The sequence below is a fragment of the Aestuarium sp. genome, assembly GCF_023253315.1.
GTDB classification, from domain to species: Bacteria; Pseudomonadota; Alphaproteobacteria; order Rhodobacterales; family Rhodobacteraceae; genus Marivivens; species Marivivens donghaensis.
Genome location: NZ_JALRGW010000029.1, coordinates 1 through 23,060, shown reverse-complemented (window position 1 = coordinate 23,060; position 23,060 = coordinate 1). Strand labels below are relative to the sequence as shown.

The following is a 23,060-nucleotide window of genomic DNA, read 5'->3' as shown; positions in this document are numbered from 1 at the left end:
ATTTGCGGCACAAAGGCATTGTTAACCTTTCCCTGTCAGAGTGAGCCCGCGGTACAGGCGGGGACGCCGATGACCGTGCACGAAGGCGCAAGCCGAAGCCCGACCAGAGAAACCCTCTCGTCGGGCTTTTTCGTGCCTTTGTGCCTGAAATATCCCGGGGGAGCGCGGAACGCGCGGGGGCAGAGCCCCCTTAATGCGCTTCAGCCCAATTTGCGCCAACGCCCGCATCGACGCTGAGTTTAACGTCGAGCTTAACTGCAGGATCAGCCGCGTTTTCCATCACCTCGCGGGCCCGTTCGATCAGAGCCTCTTCAGACCCTTTTTCGACTTCAAAGATGAGTTCGTCGTGCACCTGAAGGAGCATCTTTGCTGGCAGATCAGCAATCGCGTCATCCATCCGCACCATAGCGCGGCGGATCACATCGGCGGCGGTACCTTGGATCGGAGCGTTGATGGCGGCACGTTTGGCAAAGCCAGCGGTCGGGCCTTTAGCGTTGATCTCTGGCGTGTGGATTTTGCGACCAAAGAGCGTCTCAACATAGCTGTGCTCTTTGGCAAAGGCGACGGTGTCATCCATATAGGAGCGGATGCCGGGGAAGCGTTCGAAATAGCGGTCGATGAACCCCTGCGCCTCGGCCCGCGGGATGCGCAGGTTGCGGGCGAGGCCAAAGCCCGAGATGCCGTAGATCACACCAAAGTTGATCGCCTTGGCCTGACGGCGGATATCCGAGGTCATCTGGTCCAGTGGCACATCGAACATCTCAGATGCTGTCATAGCATGGATGTCGTGGCCGTCGCGGAAGGCTTGTTTCAGGGTCTCGATCCCTGCCACATGCGCCAGAATGCGCAGTTCGATCTGGCTATAGTCGAGTGAGACGATAACCTTGCCCTCTTCGGCGACAAAGGCTTCGCGGATGCGGCGGCCTTCTTCGCTGCGGACGGGAATGTTTTGCAGGTTCGGATCGGTCGAGGCCAGACGCCCCGTGTTCGCACCCGTTTGCAGGTAGGATGTGTGCACGCGCCCCGTATCCGCGTTGATGTGGTTTTGCAGGGCGTCCGTGTAGGTCGATTTCAGTTTCGACAGCTGACGCCAGTCGAGCACCAAGCGCGGCAATTCGTGTTCCGTGGCGAGGTCTTCGAGGATGTCCGCACCTGTCGCATAGGCGCCCGTTTTACCCTTTTTCCCACCCGGAAGGCCGAGGTGATCAAAGAGCACTTCGCCCAATTGTTTGGGAGAGCCGACGTTAAACTCCATCCCCGCTGTGGTCTTAATCTCGTCCTCTAGCGCTGCCATTTTCTGGGCAAAGGCGTTGGACATGCGCGACAGTGTATCGCGATCAACCTTTACGCCTGCTTGTTCCATCCGTGCGAGGACGGGGACCAGTGGGCGCTCTAACGTTTCGTAGACCGTTGTGACTTTTTTCTGGGTCAGTTGCGGTTTGAACAATTGCCAGAGGCGCAGGGTGATATCGGCGTCCTCGGCTGCGTATTTCACCGCGTCATCGACGGGCACCCGATCAAAGGTGATCATGGATTTGCCCGAGCCCAAGAGCGATTTGATCTCAATCGGGTTGTGGGACAGGTAGCGTTCGGACAGGGCATCCATACCGTGACCATGCAGGCCCGCGTTCAGCGCGTAGGACATCAACATCGTGTCGTCGATGGGCGCGACCTGCACACCGTAGCGGCTCAGGATTTTGGCGTCGTATTTGATGTTCTGACCGATTTTGAGGATCGACGGGTCCTCTAGCATCGGTTTAAGGATCGCGATGGCCTCGTCCAAATTCATCTGGCCCGCGGCGAGTTCAGCCCCCCCGAAGAGGTCATCCGCCACAGAGGATTTATGAGTGAGAGGAATATAACAGGCCTCGCCCGCCGTGACGCAGAGCGACACACCAACGAGGTCCACAATCATCTCATCGAGGCCCGTTGTCTCGGTATCAAAGGCGATGTAGCCGCGATTATAGGCGCGGGCGACCCACGCCTTGAGCGCATCTGCATCACGGACACATTCATATTTCTCATGATCAAAGGGCAGCTGCACGGGCATATCTGCCGCGATAGGGTCCGCGCCTTCGGGGGTGGTGTCGGGGATCACAGGGCTATCGACGCCCATCTTTTCCGCGATCCGCTTTGACACGGTGCGGAACTCCATCGCGGAGAGGAAGGCCAAGAGTTTATCAGCCTCGGGATCGCGGATTTCCAGATCATCGATGCTGAAATCCAAGGGCGTGTTGCAGTCCAACTGCACCAGTTGTTTGGACAGTTCGATCTGCGCGCGGTTGTCGATCAGGGTCTCGCGGCGTTTGGGCTGTTTGATCTCGCCCGCGCGGTCCAAAAGGGTTTCCAGATCGCCGAATTCGTTGATCAAAAGGGCTGCGGTTTTCAGACCGATCCCCGGTGCACCCGGTACGTTATCAACGCTATCGCCCGCAAGCGCCTGCACATCGACGACGCGCTCTGGGCCGACGCCGAATTTCTCGACCACGCCATCGCTGTCGATGCGTTTGTTCTTCATCGGGTCGAGCATTTCGACGCCGCCGCCGACCAACTGCATGAGGTCCTTGTCCGAGGACACGATGGTGACGCGGCCACCCAGATCACGCGCCTGACAGGACAGCGTGGCGATGATATCGTCGGCCTCGTAACCTTCGATTTCGTGGCAGGCGATGTTGAACGCACGTGTCGCTTCGCGGGTCAGAGGAAACTGCGGGATCAGGTCTTCGGGTGCGGGAGGACGGTTGGCCTTGTATTTGTCGTAGAGATCATTGCGGAAGGTTTTTCCAGAATAGTCAAAGATTACGGCGACGTGGGTGGCCGCATCTGGGCCAGAATTCCCCTCGACATAGCGTTGGAGCATGTTCACAAATCCACTGACGGCACCAACAGGAAGTCCGTCCGATTTGCGGGTTAAGGGGGGCAGCGCATGGTACGCGCGAAAGATAAACGCCGATCCATCAATAAGATGGAGGTGACAGCCTTTTCCGAACCCGCTCATTCATTTTTCCCTTCGCTTTTCAGTTACCAAAGGTTTTGACATGTTCCGCGCCCTGCTTCCAGTCGCCATTCTCTGTGCCAGCACAGTAAACGCCCAATCCAACACATCCTGTTCGATGACCGATGACGCGGAGAACTGTAACCGCGTGGTGGCTTGTGTGGGGTCAGAAGGGCTTTGGTTCAATGGACGCGCGTTTGGGCGCGGCGAAGGGACCTTTGTCGGGAAATTATCGGACGGGACACTGTGTGATGGCACATGGATGTCGCGCAATTTGCTTGGCCTTGGGCAAGCGGACGTCACCTGCGAAGACGGACGTTCGGGGCGCGTCTACTATACCTATCAGGACAGCTACACGGGCACCGCGATTGGCAACGGCCTGATGAACACAGGCGAAGGCATTAAGATATGGTCCGGCAACAATGTGCTGGCCTATCTGCGTGGTGACACAGGGGAACGGATCGCCATGCTGCCGTGTAACGGTGCGGCGATCCCGATCAGCTAAGGATCAGTGGTGATCTTTAGGGTTTGCGCTGACTTCGTAGCGGCAGTCGCAATAGGGGCATTCCACGTATTTCGTGTCATGCGGAATGGTCAGCCAAACGCGCGGATGGCCCAGAGCCCCCTCACCGCCATCACAGGCGACTTTCCATTGATCGACGATCTTGGTTTCGGGTGCAGGAATGGTCATCACTTGGCCTATCTGGTTGTCGCGGGACTTCGTCCGCTTTAGATCGGGTTGTAAGTTATATCAACCCCACGCACGGGCAAGCGGGAAAGCAAGATGACCGAAAATGCGATTGAAATCGAAGGTCTGCGGAAAACCTACGCGGCGACAGGCCGATCTGCGGCTAAAGAAGCGTTAAAAGGCATTGACCTAAACATCCCCCGTGGTTCGATTTTTGGCCTCTTGGGGCCGAATGGCGCGGGGAAATCGACGATCATCAATATTCTGGCGGGTCTAGTGAACAAATCCGCTGGTCGGGTGAACATCTGGGGATTCGATCAGGACAAAAACCCACGCCAATCCCGTGCGGCCATCGGCATCATGCCGCAGGAACCGAACCTCGACCCGTTTTTCACCCCGCGCGGTAGCCTAGAGGTGCAGGCGGGCCTTTACGGCGTGCCGAAATCGCAGCGTCGCACGGATGAGATTCTCGAACTGATTGGCCTGACCGATAAGGCCGAAGCCTATGCGCGGTCTCTGTCTGGCGGGATGCGGCGGCGGTTCTTGCTGGGCAAGGCGCTGGTGCATAGCCCGCAGATCCTCGTCCTTGATGAACCGACGGCCGGTGTAGATATCGAACTGCGCAACATGCTCTGGGCGAACGTGCGTCGCCTGAACGAAGAGTTGGGCATGACGATCATCCTGACCACGCACTACCTCGAAGAAGCGCAGGAAATGTGTGACGAGATCGCGATTATTAACCATGGTGAGCTGATCACACGCGACACCACGGCGAACCTTTTGGGGCGGTTGGACAGCAAAACGATGGTGATCACCCCAGCGGAGCCCATCGCACAGCCTGATGTGCCTGCGGGCATCACCGTTGCGGTGCGCAAGGATGGATCGCTGGCCTTTACCTATAAGCCCCGCGAAACCTCGGCTGAGGCAGTGCTATCAGCGGTTCACGCTGCGGGCATCCGTATCGCGGACGTGAAAACCGAAGAAGCAGACCTAGAGGATGTGTTCCTCGCGCTGACCTCGAGCCGTTAATTCAGAACAGTGAACCCCTGCGCCTCGAACAGGGCGCGGGCGGTGAGACCAGAGAGATAGTCAAGGAACGCGTTTTCGGCCTCGTTGTCGCGCCCTGTTATATCGGCCACTGGATAGACGATGGCGGGATAACTGTCGGTCGGGAAGTCTGCGACCACATGGACCGAAACATCAGCCAAAGCATCCGTCGCATAGACGATCCCGAACGGCGCCTCCCCCAGCGCGACGAGCGCCAGTGCGGAACGCACGTTATCCATTTGGGCGACCTGCGGCTGGATATCAGCCCAAAGGCCCAAGGTTTCCAACGCGGCCTTCCCGTAAATCCCCGCAGGCACCGAATCGACCATGCCCATCGCGATCCGTTCGTTTCCGAGGGCTTGGGGAAGATTAGCCAAATCGACCGATGCCGAGCGATCTGCGCTGCCGATCAGGACGAGCGTATTGCCCAGCAGATCGCGGCGGGTGCCGTCCTCGAGCAGACCCTCAGCTTCGACCACGTCCATCCAGTCGGTGTTGGCCGAGATAAAGATATCCGCAGGCGCGCCTTGGGTTATCTGACGGGCCAGCGCGGATGATCCTGCGTAGGACAGGACAACATCGTGGCCCGTCGTCTGCGTGAACTCTACCGCGATTTGGTCGAGCGCGGTTTTGGTGCTGGCGGCGGCAAAGACCACGACCGTATCCGCAGCCGCCGTTTGGGCTGCCAATACGGTGCAGAGGCTCAGCGTGCGCCACATGGCATCAGACCTTTGGCAACATCCGGCCCAGAACACGGCCACCCAAGATGTGCAGGTGGAAATGCGGAACGTCCTGAACGCCTGCTTCACGGGTGTTGGCGATGGCACGGAAGCCATCCTCTACGCCTGCAATTTTGCAAACCTCAGCGACCGCCTGCATAAAGCCGACCTGTTCCTCGGCAGAGGCTGCCATCGCGAAGTGATCGAGCGACATATACGGACCCTTGGGGATGATCAGGATATGGACAGGCGCTTGCGGTGCGATGTCTTCGAACGCGAGGGCGTGATCGTTTTCATAGACAGTCTTATTCGGGATTTCACCGCGCAGGATTTTCGCAAAGATGTTCTGCGGATCGTAGTTAAAGTCCATGAGGGGCCTCAGTCGACGTAAAGATAAGGGGTCTGTGCGATCGTTCGCGCCACATCATCGGACACAGACAAGAAAGACGCAATGGCCGCCGCGTTGTCTTCGGGCGGGACCAATTCGCGGATGCGGTAATAGTGTTCAAAGCCACCGTCACGGATGCGGTCGCTTTCGTGGGCAAAGTCGTTGCGCACCGTAGGCAAGAGCCGCGCCACGGTATCAGGCGGCGTTTGGTGCCCCATCAGACCAACGCGACTGGAGTGACCGATCAGATATTCGTCCGAAAACTCGCACTGGATTTCGAGGATTTTTGTCGTCGCACGGTCGGAGGCAAAATCCTGCATCAGATCGAGGTTCGCCGTATCCATACAGATCACCATTTTGTCGGTCTGGTGATAGTCGAACAGCATCCGCATCATAGCCCGTCTGTGACGATGCCGTTTGCCCAAGGTCGCCTGAATACCCCCCAGATCAGGGAGCGGCGTGGCCTCTTCGTTAAAGAGATAGGCAACAGTCGGGATGTTGGCGTTTTGGTTGATGGCGTCGATCAAACGCTTGGCCACGTGCCATTTCTTACAAGCGACGATCAGCAGTTCGCGTTCGCGGCCAAGGCTGGCTTCGGCCTCCCAGAAACGGGGGGCAAAGCGGCGCCCTTCGCGACCACGGCCAGACAGGAACTTGAACAGGTTCCGACCTTCGTTCGAGATTTTGAAATCGTCTTGGTCAGAGGCATAGAGCCGACCGAGCCGTTTTTTGAGGTCCACCGCTTCGGGACTGATCTTGCGAGCAAAGAGCGAATCCTGCGCCAATAGCATGTCAAAGTGATCGTTGTAGAACGTCACAGGCATCCCGTAGTCGGTAAACATCAGGAAGGTCAGCGTGCGGGTGTCGATCTCTTTGGCGGGGATCAGGTGCCGCACGAGGGTCTGGAAAAACGTCTCGTCAGGAATCCACGTGGTCGAAAAGAACTTCATCACGTCTTTGCGCTGACGTGTGAAATCGAGAATCCACTCGATTGTGCGGCGGCGCAAGCACCACCACTGGCTACCGATCTGGACCTGAATATCGTCGGGGATCGCCCGTTTCAGCCCTGCCCAACGCTGGAACCAGAAGGACCAGTAGAACAGACGTTTGTGCACACGTTCATTGAACCAATGGCGGTAGATGAGGCGTTCCTCTTTCATCCCCGTTTTGATCCAATCGCTTTCGAAGAAATCAAAACTTTCGATGTAGTCGACATCACGGCCGTCGAGGAATTCTTTTGCGTATTTCGCTGATTTGATCGCCATGCAATCGCCAGACACCATGTAAAAATGGGTCGCACGCGGGAAGGCATCGACGGCGGATTCAATGGCGTAGAGCGTCGCTTGAACGAGGCTCCATTCACCCCAGCCGCATTTGATCCGCTTTTTCGCAAAGGTGACATTTGGGTTGTCGGCTAAGGCCTCGCGGATCAGCTGATAGTCGTCTTTGGACGCGCTGGCATCAAAGTGGATCGAAATGTAATCCCCAACCGCGGTGAGCTGTTGGGCTTGCTGCACAATCGCCTCGGGGTTCTTGTGGCACAGGAGAATGAAGGCGATTTTTGCCATATTGGAAACAAAACCCTGCGGTCGAACTGATCAGTTTCCCCCTTGATAACCCGAAGACCCGTTGAATAAACAGCGTTTCTTTGATTTTTATGGTGGATAATGTCCCGCACGATCTGGCAACAAGGGACAAAGGGTAACAAGGGGCGACGAGTATGGGCTTTCCTGGAACGTGGATGACTGAGAGCGAAAGCATGGTGTATCGGGTTGTGCCGAAATGCGCCTGCTCCTCAATCGGTCAGATTATGTATTACTCCGACCACGGAGAGTTCTTTGACGGCGACATCCACGATGCTACAGACCGTATGCACAAATGGGCGTTTGAGGCCAGCCAGCCGCTGATCACCGACAACGTCAAAGCGCATAAAAGCTATGCCTTCACCTGCGTGCGGAACCCCTACACCCGCATCCTGTCATCGTTCTTTGACAAAATCTGCGGGATTCAGCGCAACGGGAAACGCTACCGCGGGAACCTCGTGCCGCAACTGGCGCAGAAATACGGGATCGAGGTTGGATCGCCCGAAGATGATTTCGACTTCGACCAAATCAAATCGTTCCGTCGGTTCCTCTTGTTCGCACGCGACACCATCCGTTGGAAGCGTCCGATGGAGCCCGACATTCACTGGTCGGCTATGTCTGGCCACATCTCGACCTTCATTGCGAACGGCGGCACCTACGACCACATCTTCTTTACTGAGAAATTCAACGAGGGCATGCAGGTCGTTCTCGATAACTGCGAAACCGCGCATCCGATCGACCTGAAAACCATCCCCCGCTTTAACGAAAGCGAAGGGCACGGGCCGAAGCGGGCGCATCCTGTTGAAGATTACTTTGACGATCTGTCGATGCACCTCGTCTATGAAATCTACAAAAAGGATTTCAATCTGTTCAAATACGACTTTGAAAATCCGGGGAACAAGATGCCAATCGGCGAGATCGATCTGGCAGAGGTTCACGCCAAACTCGGCGACTAGAACCGTCGCAATACATTAGGATTTTGCTGCATTGTCCTATGGGTGAGCCTGACGTAACGTCTGGGCAACAATGACTCATGGGAGGATGCAATGACACAAGACCTCGGTTTTGAAACGCTACAAATTCACGCTGGAACAGAGCCGGATCCAGCCACTGGCGCACGTCAGGTGCCGATCTATCAGACTACCGCTTACGTGTTCAAAGACGCCGACCACGCCGCGCGTTTGTTCAACCTCCAAGAGGTCGGTTACATCTATTCGCGCCTGACCAACCCAACCGTTGGTGCGCTTCAGAACCGTATTGCGGCGCTTGAGGGCGGTGCGGGCGCTGTTTGCTGTTCTTCAGGTCACGCGGCGCAGATTATGGCGCTCTTCCCGCTGATGGGGCCTGGCCTGAATATCGTCGCATCGACCCGTCTATATGGCGGCACGATCACGCAGTTCAGCCAGACAATCAAACGGTTCGGCTGGTCGGCCAAGTTCGTTGATTTCGACGATCTGGATGCGGTGAAGGCGGCGATTGACGACAACACCCGCGCTGTGTTCTGCGAAACCATCGCAAACCCCGGCGGCTATATCACCGACCTCGACGCGATTGCTGCGATTGCAGACGCTGCTGGCATCCCGATGATCGTCGATAATACTACGGCAACACCGTATCTCTGCCGTCCGATCGAACATGGCGCGACGCTCGTTGTGCATTCGATGACCAAATACATGACGGGCAACGGCACCGTGACAGGTGGTGTGGTCGTAGATTCAGGCAAGTTCGATTGGTCCGCATCGGACAAATTCCCGTCGCTCTCGGCGCCCGAACCTGCCTACCACGGCCTGAAATTCCACGAAGCGTTGGGCCCGATGGCCTTTACCTTCCATGGCATCGCCATCGGTTTGCGCGACCTCGGTATGACGCTGAACCCGCAGGCGGCACATTACACGCTGATGGGTCTGGAAACGCTTTCGCTGCGCATGGACAAACACGTGGCAAACGCGAAACAAGTCGCTGACTGGCTCGAAGCGGATCCGCGCGTGGATTACGTGACCTATGCGGGTCTGGACTCCAGCCCCTACAAAGAGCGCGCAGAGCGTCTGGTTCCAAAAGGCGCAGGTGCGCTCTTCACCGTTGCGGTTAAGGGCGGCTACGACGCTTGCGTGAAACTGGTGGATAGCCTGCAGCTGTTTAGCCACGTAGCAAACCTTGGCGATGCCCGGTCGTTGATCATTCACCCTGCGTCTACCACGCACCGCCAGCTGTCCGAGGATCAGCAGCGCGCAGCAGGTGCAGCACCCGAAGTCGTACGGATTTCCATCGGGATCGAAGACCCGAAGGACATCATCGCCGATCTCGATCAGGCGCTGGCGAAGGCAACCGCCTAATCCCAAAACCAAAGGCCGCCCGATGGGCGGCCTTTTCGTTACTCAGTTGCGATTCCGTAGACGATACTGACCTGCGCCGACACCGTGATGTCCCCTGCGACCAAGGGCACATCCATTTTTGGCGCACCGCTGTCAAAGGACCGAGCGGACATCGCCTCCATCACGACAGGGGCATAGCCGCCGTAGCTGTTTTCGCTCAGCGTGAGAACGCCGCCCAAATCAACGCCAGCCGCCATCGCATAAACCTCTGCTCGGTGACGCGCATCCTCGACCGCTTTCGCGCGGGCTTCGTCCATAAGGGTGGAGTCATCGTCGATCCCAAAGGACACACCATTCACCGTATTTGCCCCACCCGCGACCACGTCGGACAGCAATCCGCCCAGCGTTGTCAGGTCATGGGTGGTCACGGAAAGCGTGGTAGACGCGGTGTATCCTTCGATCTGGGTGTAATCAGGTGCCCCCAGAACGGTCCGACCATAGCGCGGGATCAGTGACACGCGGCCTGTTTGAATGTCACCCTGAGGGATCGCAGCGGCCTCTAGCACGGTGAGGATACCTGTAGTTGCCATGCTGACCGCATCCAACACCTCGCCCGTCGTTTTGCCTTCGTGCATAACGCCGACTGTGACCACGGCCATATCAGCGGGCGCGGTGACAATCCCCTCACCCGAGACGGAAATTGACGGCACAACGCGGTCCTGCGCCATCGCACCAAGGGGCGCGGCCATGAGGCCAGAGATCAGCGCTGCACGCATAAAGGTCATCATCGTTTGATCCTTTCACTGGGAACGATTCTTAATCAACCCTCAGGCGATCACAGCCAGCGGTAGAACACGAGTAAATTTTCCGAGTGGGCGGGAAGTTGCTGTAGCTTAAATCATTGAGCGCCGTTACATTTCCGCTCCAAAGAAATCATGTTAGTCCCAATTTTATGACACCAAATTTTGCACTTTCACTGTCGTTCGAAGGGATCCGTTTATTGCAGCGGAGTTCCGACGGCTGGCTTTTGGTGGACGAGGTCGCGCTGGATGACGCCGATCTAGGCGCTGCCCTTGCACGGATGAAGGATCGGGCGACACAGCTCGACCCATCGCCGCTGCGGACCAAGCTTCTTATTCCAAACGATCAGATTCGGTATCTTGCGCTGGATAATCCCCGTGCCGATGAAGACGACATTCGCGTGTCTCTCGACGGGGCGACGCCATATGCACTTGATGATCTGGTGTTCGACTATTCGCGTGGCGGAGGTCGGACCTATGTAGCCGCAATTGCACGCGAAACGCTGGACGAGGCCGAAGGCTTTGCTGCGGGATACGGGTTTAACCCTGTCAGTTTCGCGGCTGTGCCTGATGCCTTCACCTTTGTCGGCGAGGCGTTCTTTGGCCGAACGAGCGCGGCGGCAACACTGCTGTCCGACGGTCAGACCATCGAACGTGATGTGGATGCCGTGGTGGTCGTGGGTCGCGTTGCCGAACCAGAACCTGAACTTGAACCGGAGGTGGTCGAAGAGCCGCCGGTGGCAGAGCCAGAGGTTGTTGAAGAGGCAACGGTCGAACCTGTCAAACCTGTCGAACCTACAGAAGAGGCGCAGACTGAGGACGAACAAGTAGAGCTAGAGTTTGATATCGACCTCCATATCGACCTGTCCGCCATCGAAGAGGCCCCTGCCCCCGTTGAGGCAGAACCAGAAGCTGCGCCAGAACCGACGGACGAGCCCGAAGAGCCTGCCGAACCCGTTGTGTTCTCGAGCCGTGCACGGACGTCTGATGCCACGACACCGACACTGACCACGGGGGACAAACCGACGTCCACGATCCAGCCACGGATCACGCCGACAATCACCCCCACGGTCGGCATTCCACCCGCGCCCAGCGATCTGGACGCCGCTCCTATTTTCGCAGCAACGCCACGCACCGTCCCAACGGAAGCCAAGCAAGAAGACAAGACCTCGCCGCTTGCGCCCGTCATAGCGGCAGCGACCTCTGCAAAGACGGCACTCGGCAATGGCCTCACCGCAATGAACGACCGCCGCAAATCGCGCCGCGCGGAAAAGGATGCGGAACGCGATGCTGCTGCCTTGGCCAAGTTGGAGGCCAAAGCGCAAGAGGTGGTAGCCGAACTCGACGGCGATGCCGAACCCGCCGACGAAAAAGTGCGGCTGACCATTTTCGGTGCCCGCCGCAAAGCCCAAGCCAAAGCGATCAAACGGCCCAAGTACGTCTTTGCGATTTTAATGGCGCTTTTGCTGGCTTTCCTTCTAGCGGTCGCGATCTGGTCGTCGACTTTGGAAAACGGGATCGCGGGATTGTTCGGTGGCAATGACGTGACGGTTGCCACACTCGACGCCGACAACCCTGCCCCCGAAGACGAGGCCGCAGCCGACCTCGGCGATGCGATGTCGGACGTGGATATCGCGATTGAAAACCTAACCCAAGACGGGGCGCTATTGCCGCCGACTGATCTGCCTCTTGGTCAAGTGCTTAGCCCCGCAGAGGCTCAGCGCCTCTACGCCGCGACGGGTGTTTGGCAGCGTGCGCCGACCTTCCCCTACACGCCCAAAATCGAGACGACAGACGGCGTCACCATCGCGGCCATCGACCCTGTGACGTTCGGGACAGATGCGGTTGCATTGCCTTCTATTACGGCAATGCAACCCGATCTGTCCGTTGTGTCCCCTCTTGCACCACCCGCTGCGGGAACCGAATTTGACCGTGACGCGAACGGCAATATCCGCGCGACCGAGGCAGGCACCGTTTTGCCAACGGGGGTCACCGTCTTTGCTGCAACCGCCACGACGACCCGCCCGATTGCGCGTCCCGACGGGATTGCGCCAAATCCAGAGGCCGCGCCGACCACCAATCCTGACCTTGTGACCGCTGGTGGTGTGTCACTGGCCAGCCTCCGTCCACGCAGCCGTCCTGATAACCTCGCTGAGAACATCGAACGGGATACACTGGGTGGATATATTGCGTCAGAGTTGGCCGCGCTGCGTCCGCGTGAACGTCCTGACAATTTGGTCATCGTCGCGTCAGAGCCAGCACCACTGCCAATCCCCGAAGCTGACGTTGACGCCATTGCAGCTGCGATCGCTGCTGCCGCTCCGCCAGATTTGACCGCTGGGGCATCCCAATACGCGGTCGCGTCGTCGCCGCTACCGATCCAGCGTCCGCGCAACTTTGATCGGATCGTCACGGCGACTGCTGCCTCGCTCCAATCAGAGCCTGAGGCGAGCGCACCAACGGATGTATCGGCAACCATGCGGCCTACGGGCTCTGTCCCTGGTGGTGTGGCCCGCGCCGCAACCGAAAACAACGTTTTGACCATGCGCGACATCGCCCTGATCGGTATCGCAGGCAGCAGTTCTAGCCGGATTGCATTGGTGCGGATGGGCAACGGGCGGATTGTATCAGTTCGGGTGGGTGATACCCTCGACGGAGGTCGGGTCACCGCGATTGGCGAATCCGTTTTGAACTACGAAAAACGGGGTCGCGTGGTGTCGTTGGAAATGCCGAGGGGCTGATCCCTAGCAATTTCTTCAGTCAGCCCCAAGTGTATAAGGCGACATTACCAGCGCCATCGAATTTTAGTTAATAAGACGGACACCGATGGAAAGTTTTCTCTTTCAGGCAACCATTTACCTAGGCGCAGCAGTGATTGCGGTGCCTTTGGCAGCACGTTTGGGCCTTGGGTCTGTGCTGGGGTATTTGCTGGCAGGGATCGTCATCGGGCCCGTGTTCGGATTGGTCGGGTCGGAATCCAAAGACGTCCAGCACTTTGCCGAATTTGGCGTCGTTGTGATGCTGTTCCTCATCGGGCTAGAACTAGAACCGCGCGTCCTATGGCGAATGCGGGCCAAGCTCTTGGGACTGGGCGGGCTGCAGGTCATCTTGACCGTCGCGGCCCTGTCTGGGCTGGCCTATCTGATGAACGAAACCGCGCTGGATTCCATCGCCATCGGGATGATCCTCGCGTTGTCCTCAACCGCTATCGTTCTACAAACCCTGTCGGAAAAGGGGCTGGTGCAGACGGCGGGCGGGCGCAACGTGTTCTCTGTTCTGCTGACGCAGGATATCGCCGTGATCCCCATGCTGGCGCTCATGCCGCTTTTGGCTGTTGCCGCACCGATGATGATTTCGCCCGATGGGTCGATCCAACGCGCCGCCGACGACACGCACCACGGCACATTCTCGCTCGTTGAAGGGTTGCCAGGATGGGGCGTCACATTGGTCACTGTCGGTGCAATCGCGGTGATCATCCTTGCGGGTGTGTTCCTCACACGGCCTGTGTTCCGCTACATCCATCAGGCTCGCATTCGGGAGATGTATACGGCGCTCGCCCTTCTGATGGTCGTGGCGATTGCGGTGTTGATGCAAATGGTCGGCCTATCGCCCGCGCTAGGGACGTTCCTTGCAGGCGTGGTGCTGGCGAACTCTGAATTCAAACACGAGCTAGAGACCGACCTTGAGCCGTTCAAGGGGCTGCTGCTCGGTCTGTTTTTCATCACCGTTGGCGCAGGTTTCGATTTCCAAGCGTTCTTTAGCGACCCCGTACGGATCGTGCTGCTGACGTTACTTCTGATCGCGGTCAAAGGCGGTATCCTATATGGTCTTGCGCGTATATGGCGGTTGAAACCCCACGACCGCTGGCTATTTACCCTCAGCCTCGGTCAAGCGGGTGAGTTTGGCTTTGTCCTGATCAGCTTTGCCTTGGGGATCGGCGCACTGTCCCCCGCCCTCGCGCAAAAGCTGCTTTTGATGATCGCACTGTCGATGCTGATCACGCCGCTGTTGTTCATCCTCTACGAATATCGCACCCGCAAAATGGCGAGCGAGGATGAACACCAAGATGCCGACGACATCGATGAGACGGGCACAGTGATCATCGCGGGGATCGGGCGGTTTGGGCAGATCGTGAACCGACTGGTGCAGTCGGCTGGATTTTCGACCGTGGTTTTGGACGCCGATCTGGAAACCGTTCAGACCATGCGCAAGTTCGGGTTCAAGGGCTTCTTTGGCGATCCGACACGGCCTGACCTACTTAAAGCGGCGGGAATTGCAGAGGCAAAGGTGCTGGTCGTGGCCGTAGATGGACGGGACAAGGCAACGGCGCTGGTGCGCTATGCCCGTCAGATGCGCGACGACATCCACATCGTCGCCCGTGCGCGGGATCGGCAGCATGTGTATGAACTCTACGCGGCAGGTGCGAATGACATCGTGCGCGAGCTGTTCGACAGTTCGCTGCGTGCGGGGCGCTATGCGCTCGAAAACCTTGGGCTGTCGGAATACGAGGCGGCTGAGGCAGAAACCATGTTCTACCACCATGATCGCGGCATGATGAAGGAATTGGCGACGCTCTGGAAACCCGATGTGCCGACGTCGAAAAATGCGGCCTATCTTAAGCGGGCAAAGGAGTTGAATTCCGATTTGGAACTGTCGCTTGCGTCCAAAGAAGAGGCCGAAGCCGAGGCGGAAACCAAAGGTGGCATCGGGCGCCGCCGTAGCGACAGCGCCCTATTACCGAAGGATCAAGGGGACGCTTAGGCGTCCGATACCCCTGCTTCTGCAAAGGTGAGCATGCCAGAATGACACGCAATCGCGCCTTTGAGGACGCCGATTGCCAGCGCCGCGCCAGAGCCTTCGCCCAGACGCAGGCCGAGGTTCAGAAGCGGTGCTTTGTTTAGATGCGCCAGCAGTTTCGCATGTGCACCTTCGGCGCTGACGTGGCCCGCAACAGTGTGATCGAGCGACCCCGCGACCGCGCATTCCAGCGCAGCAGCAGAGGCGGTGCAGATGAACCCGTCAAGGATCACAGGAATGCGTAGGTTCCGCGCGCGTGCGATTGCACCCGCCATCGCCGCCAATTCACGACCACCGAGGCAACGCAGCGCCTCAAGCGGATCAGCGATCACATCAGCATGAAGCGCAAGGCCATCGGCAACGGCAGCGGTTTTGCGGTTCAGACCTTCATCATCGACGCCCGTTCCGCGCCCCGTCCAATCGGCAGCGTCGCCACCAAACAGGGCCGCCGCAACGGCCGCCGCAGCGGTGGTGTTCCCGATGCCCATTTCACCAACGACCAGCAGGTCGCTAGTGTCTTTGACGGCGGTCCAGCCGGCGACGAGCGCGTCGACCACTTCATCCTCGGACATTGCGGGGGCTGTGGTGAAATCAGCGGTGGGCGTGTCGAGCGACAGGGACACGACCGACATGTCAGCGCCGAACGCCTTGGACAATTGGTTAATTGCCGCACCACCGTGTTCAAAGTTCGCAACCATCTGAACGGTGACTTCAGGCGGGAATGCCGACACGCCACGCGCACAAACGCCGTGGTTGCCAGCAAAGATGATCACTTGGGGGTTTTCAATCGATGGACGCGGATTAGCACGCCACGACGCATACCAAATCGCCAAATCTTCGAGACGGCCCAGAGCCCCCGGAGGTTTCGTCAACTGACCGTTGCGTTCCTCTGCACAAGCCTTCGCTTCGCTATCGAGCGAAGGAGCAGCAGACAGAAGAGCGCGAAATTCGGCGAGACTAGAAAATGGGCGGGTCATGGCGGTCCTCGTTGCACTTTTTGTGCGCCTTGAATAACCCTCGTGGCACAGAATGAAAGGTCAGAAAGGGTCGCACCTATGTCCAACTCCGACATTCGCAAATTTCAACCCGCCGATGTGCTGGCTGCGCTGGGTCTCTTGACCCGCCTTCCCGTAAAGGTCGACCACGAAGCCGCAGGGGCACGTGCGGCCAAGGCCGTCTGGGCCTACCCGCTGGCGGGTCTAGCGGTCGGGGTGATCGCCGCGATTGTCGGCAGCGTTTGGCAGTGGTTCGGCGTGTCCGACGGTCTGGTTGCTGCCGCCGTTCTGGCCGTCATGGTCATCATCACTGGCGCGATGCACGAAGACGGTCTAGCCGATAGCGCCGATGGGCTTTGGGGCGGATGGGATCGGGATCGTCGGCTTGAGATCATGAAAGACAGCCGCATCGGGTCCTATGGGGTGATCGCGCTATGTCTGTCGCTCTTGGCGCGGTGGATTGCGATTGAGGCCCTGATCAGCGCGGGTTGGATGTGGTGCGCCTTGCCCATCGTTGCCACCCTCAGCCGCGTTCCGATGGTCGCCCTCATGCACCTGATGGAGCCTGCACGGGCGGGCGGATTGTCCCGTTCTGTCGGGCGTCCTGAAAAGGCCCCTGTTGGCGTCGCTCTGCTGATCGGACTGGCGGTTGCGGCAGTTTTGGGCGGGTGGACGGTGATCCTGCTCTTTATCTTTGTCAGCCTCGCCACGGTTAAAGTCGCGCTAATCGCGCAGGCAAAGATCGGCGGGCAAACGGGCGATATCCTCGGCGCGGCGCAGCAAATCGCAGAGATCACAGCGCTTGGCGTGTTGGCCTCAATCGCAGGCTAAGGCAGCGGTGAGGCTATCGGGACCAGTGTAGGGCCCGACATCGCGGGTGGTGTAGCCCGTGGCGTCATGAGACGTGACCATAATGCGGGTCCAAGTGGCGTTGGCGGTTACGACCTCTGGCTGACCGCAATCGCGCAATCCACCTTCGATCACCGCAGAGCCAAGACGATGATTGGTCAGCTCCTTAACCGCGCCATCCGGGGTCAGGGTCCAAGCACCGTCAGCTTGCGTGACCTCTAGGAACCGCAGCGTTTTGGCGAGGTGCGGACGGTCGACATAGGCAATCTCTGCCGCGCCATCCCCGTCGAAATCCGCGATACCTGCAATCGCATACCACCGATTACGTTGCCCAAACGGTGCGCCAAGAGCGATGGGTGCGATCACGTCGGACGACACTCCAAAGACCGCAATCCGTGCCCCATCGTTAAATCCGCTGAGAACCGTAACGACCTCAGCCGTGCCATCCCCGTTCAAGTCAAAAAGACGCGGGTTCGTATCTTCGAACACCGCGTCTTTGTATTGAAATGTATGGCTCTGCCCCTGCCACGTGACCTCAAGCCCCGCGTATTCGCCATTAGCGACCGCCCCGTGCCCATAGGCATCGGTGGGGTCCACGTAACGGGCCGTCAGAGGCTCAGCGCACGCCGCATATGGCCAAAGAGCCAAGAGCGGCCAGAGGCGCATTAGATCTGACGCTCTGGCAGGTTCACAACCAGACCGTCCAGCGCGTCGGTCACCTTGATCTGGCAGGATAGACGCGAACGGTCAGGGTCAACTTCATAGGCGAAGTCGAGCATGTCTTCTTCCATCGCTTCCATGCTCGGAACTTTGTCTTTCCACTCAGCAGGTACATAAACGTGGCAGGTCGAACAGGCGCAAGCGCCGCCGCAGTCGGCCTCAATACCCGGAATGCCATTATCACGGGCACCTTCCATAACGGTCATACCGTTTTTCACCTCAACGCTGTGTTCGGTGCCGTTGTGTTCGATATAGGTGATTTTGGCCATGATCTGCTCTCGTTCCTGTAAAGTCGTGGTAGATTTAATGCGTTGTACGTGGCTGTTCCAGCCTTCTGTCGCAGATTAACCGACACGGATCATAAAATTTGCGCCATTGGTCGAAAAATGCCATAGAGTTTTTGTAAAAGAGAGGCAGAGCAGCCCCAGATGAAACGTGTCACCCACTCCGCAGCCCTATTTGGGCTGGCGCTGTCCGCTTGTTCGGATGGTGGGGTGCCGCCGTATTCCAACCCGCCTGCCTTTACCGAAGCTGGGATCGAAACCGATTATTACGGCAAGTGTTTTGGCCGCGACGTGACGCCAGCGCAGACACATACGGTCACGGATCAAGAATTGATCAAAGAAGAAGTCCTCGCGCCTGATGGCAGCGTTTTGGAGCCTGCCGTTTACCAGACTGTCACCAATCAACAGATCATCCGTGAACGGCGTGAAGTGCTGTTCGAGGTTGTCTGCCCCTCTGAGATGAACAGCGGTTTCATCGCATCGGTTCAGCGGGCGCTGGCAGCGCGCGGGTTTTATCAGGCCCCGATCACGGGGATTATGGATGAGACAACGACTGCAGCGGTACGGCTATATCAGCGGCAACAGACAGGCGTGGACAGTCCGTTGTTGTCTGTTGATGCGGCCAAGGTTCTAGGGCTGGTCGCGCTCACGCCAACCGATCTAGGAATGTAAAAAGGCGCCCGAAGGCGCCTTTTTGTGTCAGGTTACTCAACCGATCATTCCACGATACGAAGCGCCATAAAGCGGGTCATGCCGTCACGGTTCACGAGGATCAGCAGGGATTTGCGTCCAGCGTCACGCGCTTCGCTCACGCGGTCCTCGAAATCAGCGACCGATGTAACGGGCTGCTGACCAGCTTCAGAGATCAGATCGCCAGCCTGTAGACCGTTCGACGCCGCATCAGAGGTCGGATCGACGGCAGTGATCACCAGACCCGAAGCATTCGGAGCAAGGCCAAACTGGCTGATCGTCTCTTTGTTGACCTCGGACAGCGTCAGGCCGAGCATTTCAGTCTGTGTCGGCGCCGCGTCTTCCATTGGGGCCTCAGAGCCAGGCATGGAGGCTTCGGCGGTTTCGCGACGACCCAGAGTGACCGTCAATTCAACCGTTTCACCGTTGCGAAGGACGTTCACGAGGACCTCTTGACCCACGGGGGCATCCGCCACGATGCGAACGAGTTCGCGGGTGTCGGTGATTTCTTTGCCGTCAAAGGTCAGGATCACGTCGCCAGCCTCGATCCCTGCGTCCATTGCAGGACCCGGAGGGACGGAGCTGACCAAAGCGCCAGCCGCGTGATCAAGGCCAGCGATGCCTTCGACCATATCGGGGGTTACGTCTTGGATACGAACGCCGAGCCAGCCACGACGGGTTTCACCGAACTCTTTCAACTGGGCCACGACGTTTTTCACAACGTTCGACGCCATCGAGAACCCGATCCCGATCGAGCCACCGTTGGGCGACAGGATCGCGGTGTTCACGCCGACAACATCGCCGTCCATGTTAAAGAGCGGGCCGCCAGAGTTACCACGGTTAATCGCGGCGTCGGTTTGGATGTAGTCGTCATAGGTGCCCGACAGTTCGCGGTTCCGTGCAGAGACGATACCAGCCGAAACAGAGAACCCCTGCCCCAGCGGGTTACCCATCGCCATGACCCAGTCGCCAACGCGAGCCGTGTCGCTGTCACCGAAGTTCACGAACGGCAGGTCGGTCGCGTCCACTTTCAGAAGTGCTATATCAGTGTTCGGGTCGGTGCCAACCAAGGTCGCAGCGAGCGGTTCGGTCCCACCGGGGAAGAATTCGATCAGGATCTCATCCGCGCCTTCGATAACGTGGTTATTGGTCACGATGTAACCATCCGACGAGATCACAAAGCCAGACCCAAGAGCCGACGAACGGCGCGGGCCTCGGTTCTGGAAGTCTTTAAAGAAGTCCTCAAACGGGGACCCTTCAGGCACAACGCCACGCGGGCCGCCATTGGTGGACACAACAGTCGTCGTCGTGATGTTCACGACGGCGGGGCTAAATTTCTCGGCCAAATCGGCGAAACTGTCGGGACGCGACTGTGCGAAACCCGCAACGGTTTGGGCCAAGAGGAATACAAAAGACAGCAAGATTGCCACGGCATAGGACAGACGGGTCTGTTCTGTGTGGCGGGAAACAGTGAGTGCTTGAGACGTCACGGTGCCTCTCCTTTTTGCGGTTGCGGGGCGTCACACCCCGATGGCAATCCAAACTCTATGCATGGCGCGAGGTAACTCAAGACATGCTACAGCCACCTCAACCACCTGTGAATTTCAGTGTAGGCCGCGTGCGCAAAAATGCACAAGTAGAACACCGATAAAAACCGCGATCAGGCCGACCATGCGCCGCTATTGGTGGGTCAGTTCGGCCAATGCGGCTAGCATTTTTTCAACGAAAGAAGGGGCCAGCGCGTAGGCCAGCCCCTCGATCACGAACACCAGCCCGAGGGCGATGCCAATCATCCAGATCATCAATTGCCTTCCGAGGACTTCATATACTTGAAGAACTCGCTATTCGGCGACAGCACCATCGATGTGTTGCCGTTTTCGAGCGCAGTCGCATAGGCATTCATCGAGCGATAGAATTCAAAGAACTCTGGGTCAGCGCCGTAAGCTTCTGCAAAGACGCGGTTGCGCGTTGCGTCGGCTTCACCGCGGATGATCTCGCCCTGACGTTCTGCGTCAGACACTAGTTCGGTCACGGTGCGGTCAGCTTGTGCGCGGATCCGCTGTGCAGCTTCGTTACCACGGGCGATTTCGTCAGCCGCTTCGCGTTCACGCTCTGCCGTCATACGATCATAGGTCGCAGCAAGGTTTTCTGGCGGCAGGTCGGTGCGTTTCAAACGCACGTCGATGATTTGCAGACCAAGCGCCTGTGCCTCGTCGATTGCACCGTTGCGGATTCGCTGCATCAGCGCGGCACGGTCGGTCGACAGAATGTCGTTCGAGGTCACGCTACCCAGAACCTGACGGGTTTCAGCCCGCAGGATCGAGTCCAGACGCGATGCCGCAGCCCGCTCAGCGCCCACACCAACTGCACGACGGAAGGTTTCCACATCGGTGATACGGTAGCGCGCAAAGGCGTCAACGACGATACGACGACCATCAGAAGCGGTGACTTCCAACTCTTCCATGTCACGGCTCAGGATGCGGTCGTCATAGGTGACCACTTCTTGGATGAATGGAATTTTAAAGCCGAGGCCCGGTTGTTCTTGGACGCGGACAATCTGACCAAACTGAAGCACGAGCGCCTTCTCACGTTCATCAACGATGAACAGCGACGACAGGGCTACAGCGCCAGCAACGACCACAGCGGGGATGAGAAACGCGGTCTTACGCATTAGTTCGACCCTCCTTCGGTGGTGCTTCGGCGGATTTCATTGAGCGGCAGATAAGGCACAACGCCAGTGCCGTCGCCGTTGTTGTCGTCCAAGAGCATCAGATCTACGCTACCCAGAACCTTTTCCATGGTTTCCAGATACATACGCTGACGCGTCACATCAGGCGCCATCTGGTATTCGGTCAGGATCGAGCTAAAGCGGCTCGCCTCACCTTCGGCGGCGTTGACGACCTGTGCGCGGTAGGCTTCGGCTTCTTCGAGAAGCTGCGCTGCCTGACCACGGGCCTCTGCCACAACGCGGTTCGCGTAGGCATCTGCCAGCGATTGCAGACGGTCACGTTCCTGTTCGGCGTCCTGCACCTTGCGGAAAGACGCGATAACAGGCTGCGGCGGGTCTGCCTTGTCAAAGTTGATACGAACGATGTTCACACCACTGTCGTAGCTGTCGAGTGTGGACTGCACGAGGTCGGTCAACTGCTGCGCAATCGAGGCACGGTTCACGTTGAGGATCGGTGCCAGTTCCGACTGAGCGATAATTTCGCGCATTGCCGATTCAGACACAGCAGCGATGGTCGCGGCAGGATCAGCAAGGTTGAACAGGAAACGCTGTGGATCGCGGATGTTCCATACGACTTGGAAGTCAATATCGACGATGTTTTCGTCGCCCGTCAGCATCAGACCTGCATCATTGCCGACGTTCGAGGTGCCGATTTCAATGGTGCGTTCGGTCGAAACAGCCAGAACTTCACGTGTGACCAGTGGCCATGGGGCAAAGTTCAGACCGGGATTTCCGACCTGATGGAATTCGCCGAGGAAGAGTTCGACCGACTGCTCTTCGGGCTTCACGGTGTAGAACGACGCCATGCCCCAAACGACTACAGCCGCAGCAGCGGCAAGGCCGATTGTGCCACGCGTGAACGCAGGGCCAGAAGGTGCGCCGCCGCCAGAGCGATTGCCGCCACCATTGCCGCCGCCCATCAGGACACGGAACTGTTCGCGTCCCTTGTTCAACAGCTCGTCGAGTTCGGGAATCTGGTCCCCGCCCGCCGGACGCCGCGGACCGTTGTTTCGGTTATTATCGTCGTCTCCGCCAGAGCCGCCTTTATTTCCGCCGCCGCCCCATGGGCCACCATTATTCCCAGCCATGAACCTCTTTATATCCCTATGCAATGCCCCGACGTTCGAGGCCTTTAGTCAGATTTGGGGACTCAGCCCCGAATTTCAAGCCGTTCGCGTCGGCGTTTTCATTGTGACCAGCTCTTCAGCCATGGTCGGGTGAACAGCGCAAACACGGTCGAAATCTTCTTTGGTTGCACCCATTTTAACGGCGATGCCAACCATCTGGATCATTTCACCCGCTTGCGGCGCGACGATATGCACGCCGAGCACCTTGCGTGTCGCCTGTGAGACGATCAGTTTCATCAACACACGATCTTCGCGCCCAGCAAAGAGGGTCTGCATCGGACGGAAGGACGAGGTGTAAACCTCAATCGGTTCCTGATCGCGAGCTTGTTCCTCGGTCA

General features: G+C 58.1%; 21 protein-coding genes and 1 pseudogene. 8 read left to right on the top strand and 14 right to left on the bottom strand.

The window, feature by feature from the left end; all coding sequences use genetic code 11:
* Positions 1-190: 190 nt before the first annotated feature.
* The gene (gene polA / locus AC1QQ2_RS12410; protein WP_479713371.1) at positions 191-2,998 is read right to left on the bottom strand and encodes a DNA polymerase I; all 2,808 of its coding nucleotides are present in this window, start codon (positions 2,996-2,998) and stop codon (positions 191-193) included.
* A 40-nt stretch (positions 2,999-3,038) separates the two neighbouring features.
* Here polA and AC1QQ2_RS12405 point away from each other — a divergent pair, with 40 nt between their 5' ends.
* Positions 3,039-3,500, top strand: coding sequence for a hypothetical protein (locus tag AC1QQ2_RS12405; protein WP_479713370.1), 462 nt, complete (start codon positions 3,039-3,041; stop codon positions 3,498-3,500).
* Between the two features lie 3 nt (positions 3,501-3,503).
* On the opposite strand, the gene AC1QQ2_RS12400 is transcribed toward AC1QQ2_RS12405, so the two are convergent.
* Complete coding sequence (locus AC1QQ2_RS12400) at positions 3,504-3,686, bottom strand: zinc-finger domain-containing protein (RefSeq protein WP_479713369.1); 183 nt, start codon at positions 3,684-3,686, stop codon at positions 3,504-3,506.
* 93 nt (positions 3,687-3,779) lie between these two features.
* On the opposite strand from AC1QQ2_RS12400, the gene AC1QQ2_RS12395 reads away from it, so the two are divergent.
* Positions 3,780-4,712, top strand: coding sequence for an ABC transporter ATP-binding protein (locus AC1QQ2_RS12395; RefSeq protein ID WP_479713368.1), 933 nt, complete (start codon positions 3,780-3,782; stop codon positions 4,710-4,712).
* Here AC1QQ2_RS12395 and modA read toward each other — a convergent pair.
* The 3 genes from modA to AC1QQ2_RS12380 are packed head-to-tail and all read right to left on the bottom strand — an operon-like array spanning position 4,709 to position 7,405.
* Positions 4,709-5,449, bottom strand: coding sequence for a molybdate ABC transporter substrate-binding protein (gene modA / locus AC1QQ2_RS12390; protein WP_479713367.1), 741 nt, complete (start codon positions 5,447-5,449; stop codon positions 4,709-4,711). The two genes, AC1QQ2_RS12395 and modA, sit on opposite strands and share 4 nt — an antisense overlap.
* Before the next feature lie 4 nt (positions 5,450-5,453).
* On the bottom strand, positions 5,454-5,819 hold the full coding sequence (locus AC1QQ2_RS12385) for an HIT domain-containing protein (protein WP_249945851.1): 366 nt from the start codon (positions 5,817-5,819) through the stop codon (positions 5,454-5,456).
* 8 nt (positions 5,820-5,827) lie between these two features.
* Entirely contained in the window at positions 5,828-7,405 is a 1,578-nt protein-coding gene (locus AC1QQ2_RS12380; protein WP_479713366.1) for a DUF5928 domain-containing protein, read from the bottom strand.
* Between the two features lie 152 nt (positions 7,406-7,557).
* Between AC1QQ2_RS12380 and AC1QQ2_RS12375 the strand changes: the two genes are divergently transcribed.
* Together AC1QQ2_RS12375 and AC1QQ2_RS12370 are read left to right on the top strand one after the other, a co-directional pair.
* Complete coding sequence (locus AC1QQ2_RS12375; RefSeq protein WP_479713365.1) at positions 7,558-8,376, top strand: sulfotransferase family protein; 819 nt, start codon at positions 7,558-7,560, stop codon at positions 8,374-8,376.
* A 90-nt stretch (positions 8,377-8,466) separates the two neighbouring features.
* A complete protein-coding gene (locus AC1QQ2_RS12370) occupies positions 8,467-9,753 on the top strand; it encodes an O-acetylhomoserine aminocarboxypropyltransferase/cysteine synthase family protein (protein ID WP_479713364.1) in 1,287 nt (428 codons plus the stop codon).
* A 38-nt stretch (positions 9,754-9,791) separates the two neighbouring features.
* Here AC1QQ2_RS12370 and AC1QQ2_RS12365 read toward each other — a convergent pair whose 3' ends face one another.
* Positions 9,792-10,520: an SIMPL domain-containing protein gene (locus tag AC1QQ2_RS12365; RefSeq protein ID WP_479713363.1), complete on the bottom strand. Its 729-nt coding sequence runs from the start codon at positions 10,518-10,520 to the stop codon at positions 9,792-9,794.
* A 164-nt stretch (positions 10,521-10,684) separates the two neighbouring features.
* Between AC1QQ2_RS12365 and AC1QQ2_RS12360 the strand changes: the two genes are divergently transcribed.
* Both AC1QQ2_RS12360 and AC1QQ2_RS12355 read left to right on the top strand, forming a co-directional pair.
* On the top strand, positions 10,685-13,273 hold the full coding sequence (locus AC1QQ2_RS12360; protein WP_479713362.1) for a hypothetical protein: 2,589 nt from the start codon (positions 10,685-10,687) through the stop codon (positions 13,271-13,273).
* An 85-nt stretch (positions 13,274-13,358) separates the two neighbouring features.
* Entirely contained in the window at positions 13,359-15,293 is a 1,935-nt protein-coding gene (locus tag AC1QQ2_RS12355; RefSeq protein ID WP_479713361.1) for a cation:proton antiporter domain-containing protein, read from the top strand.
* On the opposite strand, the gene cobT is transcribed toward AC1QQ2_RS12355, so the two are convergent.
* Positions 15,290-16,306, bottom strand: coding sequence for a nicotinate-nucleotide--dimethylbenzimidazole phosphoribosyltransferase (cobT, locus tag AC1QQ2_RS12350; protein WP_479713360.1), 1,017 nt, complete (start codon positions 16,304-16,306; stop codon positions 15,290-15,292). The two genes, AC1QQ2_RS12355 and cobT, sit on opposite strands and share 4 nt — an antisense overlap.
* A gap of 78 nt (positions 16,307-16,384) precedes the next feature.
* Between cobT and cobS the strand changes: the two genes are divergently transcribed.
* Positions 16,385-17,155, top strand: a complete 771-nt coding sequence (cobS, locus tag AC1QQ2_RS12345; protein WP_479713359.1) for an adenosylcobinamide-GDP ribazoletransferase — start codon at positions 16,385-16,387, stop codon at positions 17,153-17,155.
* Here cobS and AC1QQ2_RS12340 read toward each other — a convergent pair.
* Together AC1QQ2_RS12340 and AC1QQ2_RS12335 are read right to left on the bottom strand one after the other, a co-directional pair.
* A complete protein-coding gene (locus tag AC1QQ2_RS12340; protein ID WP_479713358.1) occupies positions 17,141-17,839 on the bottom strand; it encodes an FG-GAP repeat domain-containing protein in 699 nt (232 codons plus the stop codon). The two genes, cobS and AC1QQ2_RS12340, sit on opposite strands and share 15 nt — an antisense overlap.
* Positions 17,839-18,162, bottom strand: a complete 324-nt coding sequence (locus AC1QQ2_RS12335; RefSeq protein ID WP_479713357.1) for a 2Fe-2S iron-sulfur cluster-binding protein — start codon at positions 18,160-18,162, stop codon at positions 17,839-17,841. Before AC1QQ2_RS12335 ends, AC1QQ2_RS12340 begins: the two co-directional genes overlap by 1 nt.
* Positions 18,163-18,321: 159 nt before the next feature.
* On the opposite strand from AC1QQ2_RS12335, the gene AC1QQ2_RS12330 reads away from it, so the two are divergent.
* Positions 18,322-18,849 carry a peptidoglycan-binding domain-containing protein gene (locus AC1QQ2_RS12330; protein ID WP_479713356.1) on the top strand — a complete coding sequence of 176 codons (528 nt, stop codon included), beginning with the start codon at positions 18,322-18,324 and terminating at the stop codon, positions 18,847-18,849.
* A 44-nt stretch (positions 18,850-18,893) separates the two neighbouring features.
* On the opposite strand, the gene AC1QQ2_RS12325 is transcribed toward AC1QQ2_RS12330, so the two are convergent.
* From AC1QQ2_RS12325 to AC1QQ2_RS12305, 5 genes and pseudogenes are all read right to left on the bottom strand, one after another.
* The gene (locus tag AC1QQ2_RS12325; protein WP_105235714.1) at positions 18,894-20,357 is read right to left on the bottom strand and encodes a Do family serine endopeptidase; all 1,464 of its coding nucleotides are present in this window, start codon (positions 20,355-20,357) and stop codon (positions 18,894-18,896) included.
* 189 nt (positions 20,358-20,546) lie between these two features.
* A complete protein-coding gene (locus tag AC1QQ2_RS12320) occupies positions 20,547-20,669 on the bottom strand; it encodes a DUF2065 family protein (protein WP_479713355.1) in 123 nt (40 codons plus the stop codon).
* Positions 20,669-21,538 (bottom strand): protease modulator HflC, encoded by an 870-nt coding sequence (hflC, locus tag AC1QQ2_RS12315; protein ID WP_105235715.1) that lies wholly within the window; start codon positions 21,536-21,538, stop codon positions 20,669-20,671. Before hflC ends, AC1QQ2_RS12320 begins: the two co-directional genes overlap by 1 nt.
* The gene (hflK, locus tag AC1QQ2_RS12310; RefSeq protein ID WP_105235716.1) at positions 21,538-22,683 is read right to left on the bottom strand and encodes an FtsH protease activity modulator HflK; all 1,146 of its coding nucleotides are present in this window, start codon (positions 22,681-22,683) and stop codon (positions 21,538-21,540) included. The genes hflC and hflK overlap by 1 nt, the downstream gene beginning before the upstream one ends.
* Positions 22,684-22,758: 75 nt before the next feature.
* Positions 22,759-23,060, bottom strand: a pseudogene (locus AC1QQ2_RS12305) (NADPH-glutathione reductase); the annotation flags it as partial.

Bases quoted from the DNA above. Each gene is read 5' to 3' on its own strand.
- hflK (WP_105235716.1), bottom strand. From the start codon at position 22,683: ATGGCTGGGAATAATGGTGGCCCATGGGGCGGCGGCGGAAATAAAGGC.
- AC1QQ2_RS12395 (WP_479713368.1), top strand. From the start codon at position 3,780: ATGACCGAAAATGCGATTGAAATCGAAGGTCTGCGGAAAACCTACGCG.
- AC1QQ2_RS12365 (WP_479713363.1), bottom strand. From the start codon at position 10,520: ATGATGACCTTTATGCGTGCAGCGCTGATCTCTGGCCTCATGGCCGCG.
- AC1QQ2_RS12330 (WP_479713356.1), top strand. From the start codon at position 18,322: ATGAAACGTGTCACCCACTCCGCAGCCCTATTTGGGCTGGCGCTGTCC.
- AC1QQ2_RS12360 (WP_479713362.1), top strand. From the start codon at position 10,685: ATGACACCAAATTTTGCACTTTCACTGTCGTTCGAAGGGATCCGTTTA.
- cobT (WP_479713360.1), bottom strand. From the start codon at position 16,306: ATGACCCGCCCATTTTCTAGTCTCGCCGAATTTCGCGCTCTTCTGTCT.
- AC1QQ2_RS12355 (WP_479713361.1), top strand. From the start codon at position 13,359: ATGGAAAGTTTTCTCTTTCAGGCAACCATTTACCTAGGCGCAGCAGTG.
- AC1QQ2_RS12380 (WP_479713366.1), bottom strand. From the start codon at position 7,405: ATGGCAAAAATCGCCTTCATTCTCCTGTGCCACAAGAACCCCGAGGCG.
- AC1QQ2_RS12370 (WP_479713364.1), top strand. From the start codon at position 8,467: ATGACACAAGACCTCGGTTTTGAAACGCTACAAATTCACGCTGGAACA.
- AC1QQ2_RS12335 (WP_479713357.1), bottom strand. From the start codon at position 18,162: ATGGCCAAAATCACCTATATCGAACACAACGGCACCGAACACAGCGTT.
- AC1QQ2_RS12320 (WP_479713355.1), bottom strand. From the start codon at position 20,669: ATGATCTGGATGATTGGCATCGCCCTCGGGCTGGTGTTCGTGATCGAG.
- modA (WP_479713367.1), bottom strand. From the start codon at position 5,449: ATGTGGCGCACGCTGAGCCTCTGCACCGTATTGGCAGCCCAAACGGCG.
- AC1QQ2_RS12385 (WP_249945851.1), bottom strand. From the start codon at position 5,819: ATGGACTTTAACTACGATCCGCAGAACATCTTTGCGAAAATCCTGCGC.
- polA (WP_479713371.1), bottom strand. From the start codon at position 2,998: ATGAGCGGGTTCGGAAAAGGCTGTCACCTCCATCTTATTGATGGATCG.
- hflC (WP_105235715.1), bottom strand. From the start codon at position 21,538: ATGCGTAAGACCGCGTTTCTCATCCCCGCTGTGGTCGTTGCTGGCGCT.
- AC1QQ2_RS12340 (WP_479713358.1), bottom strand. From the start codon at position 17,839: ATGCGCCTCTGGCCGCTCTTGGCTCTTTGGCCATATGCGGCGTGCGCT.
- AC1QQ2_RS12405 (WP_479713370.1), top strand. From the start codon at position 3,039: ATGTTCCGCGCCCTGCTTCCAGTCGCCATTCTCTGTGCCAGCACAGTA.
- AC1QQ2_RS12375 (WP_479713365.1), top strand. From the start codon at position 7,558: ATGGGCTTTCCTGGAACGTGGATGACTGAGAGCGAAAGCATGGTGTAT.
- cobS (WP_479713359.1), top strand. From the start codon at position 16,385: ATGTCCAACTCCGACATTCGCAAATTTCAACCCGCCGATGTGCTGGCT.
- AC1QQ2_RS12400 (WP_479713369.1), bottom strand. From the start codon at position 3,686: ATGACCATTCCTGCACCCGAAACCAAGATCGTCGATCAATGGAAAGTC.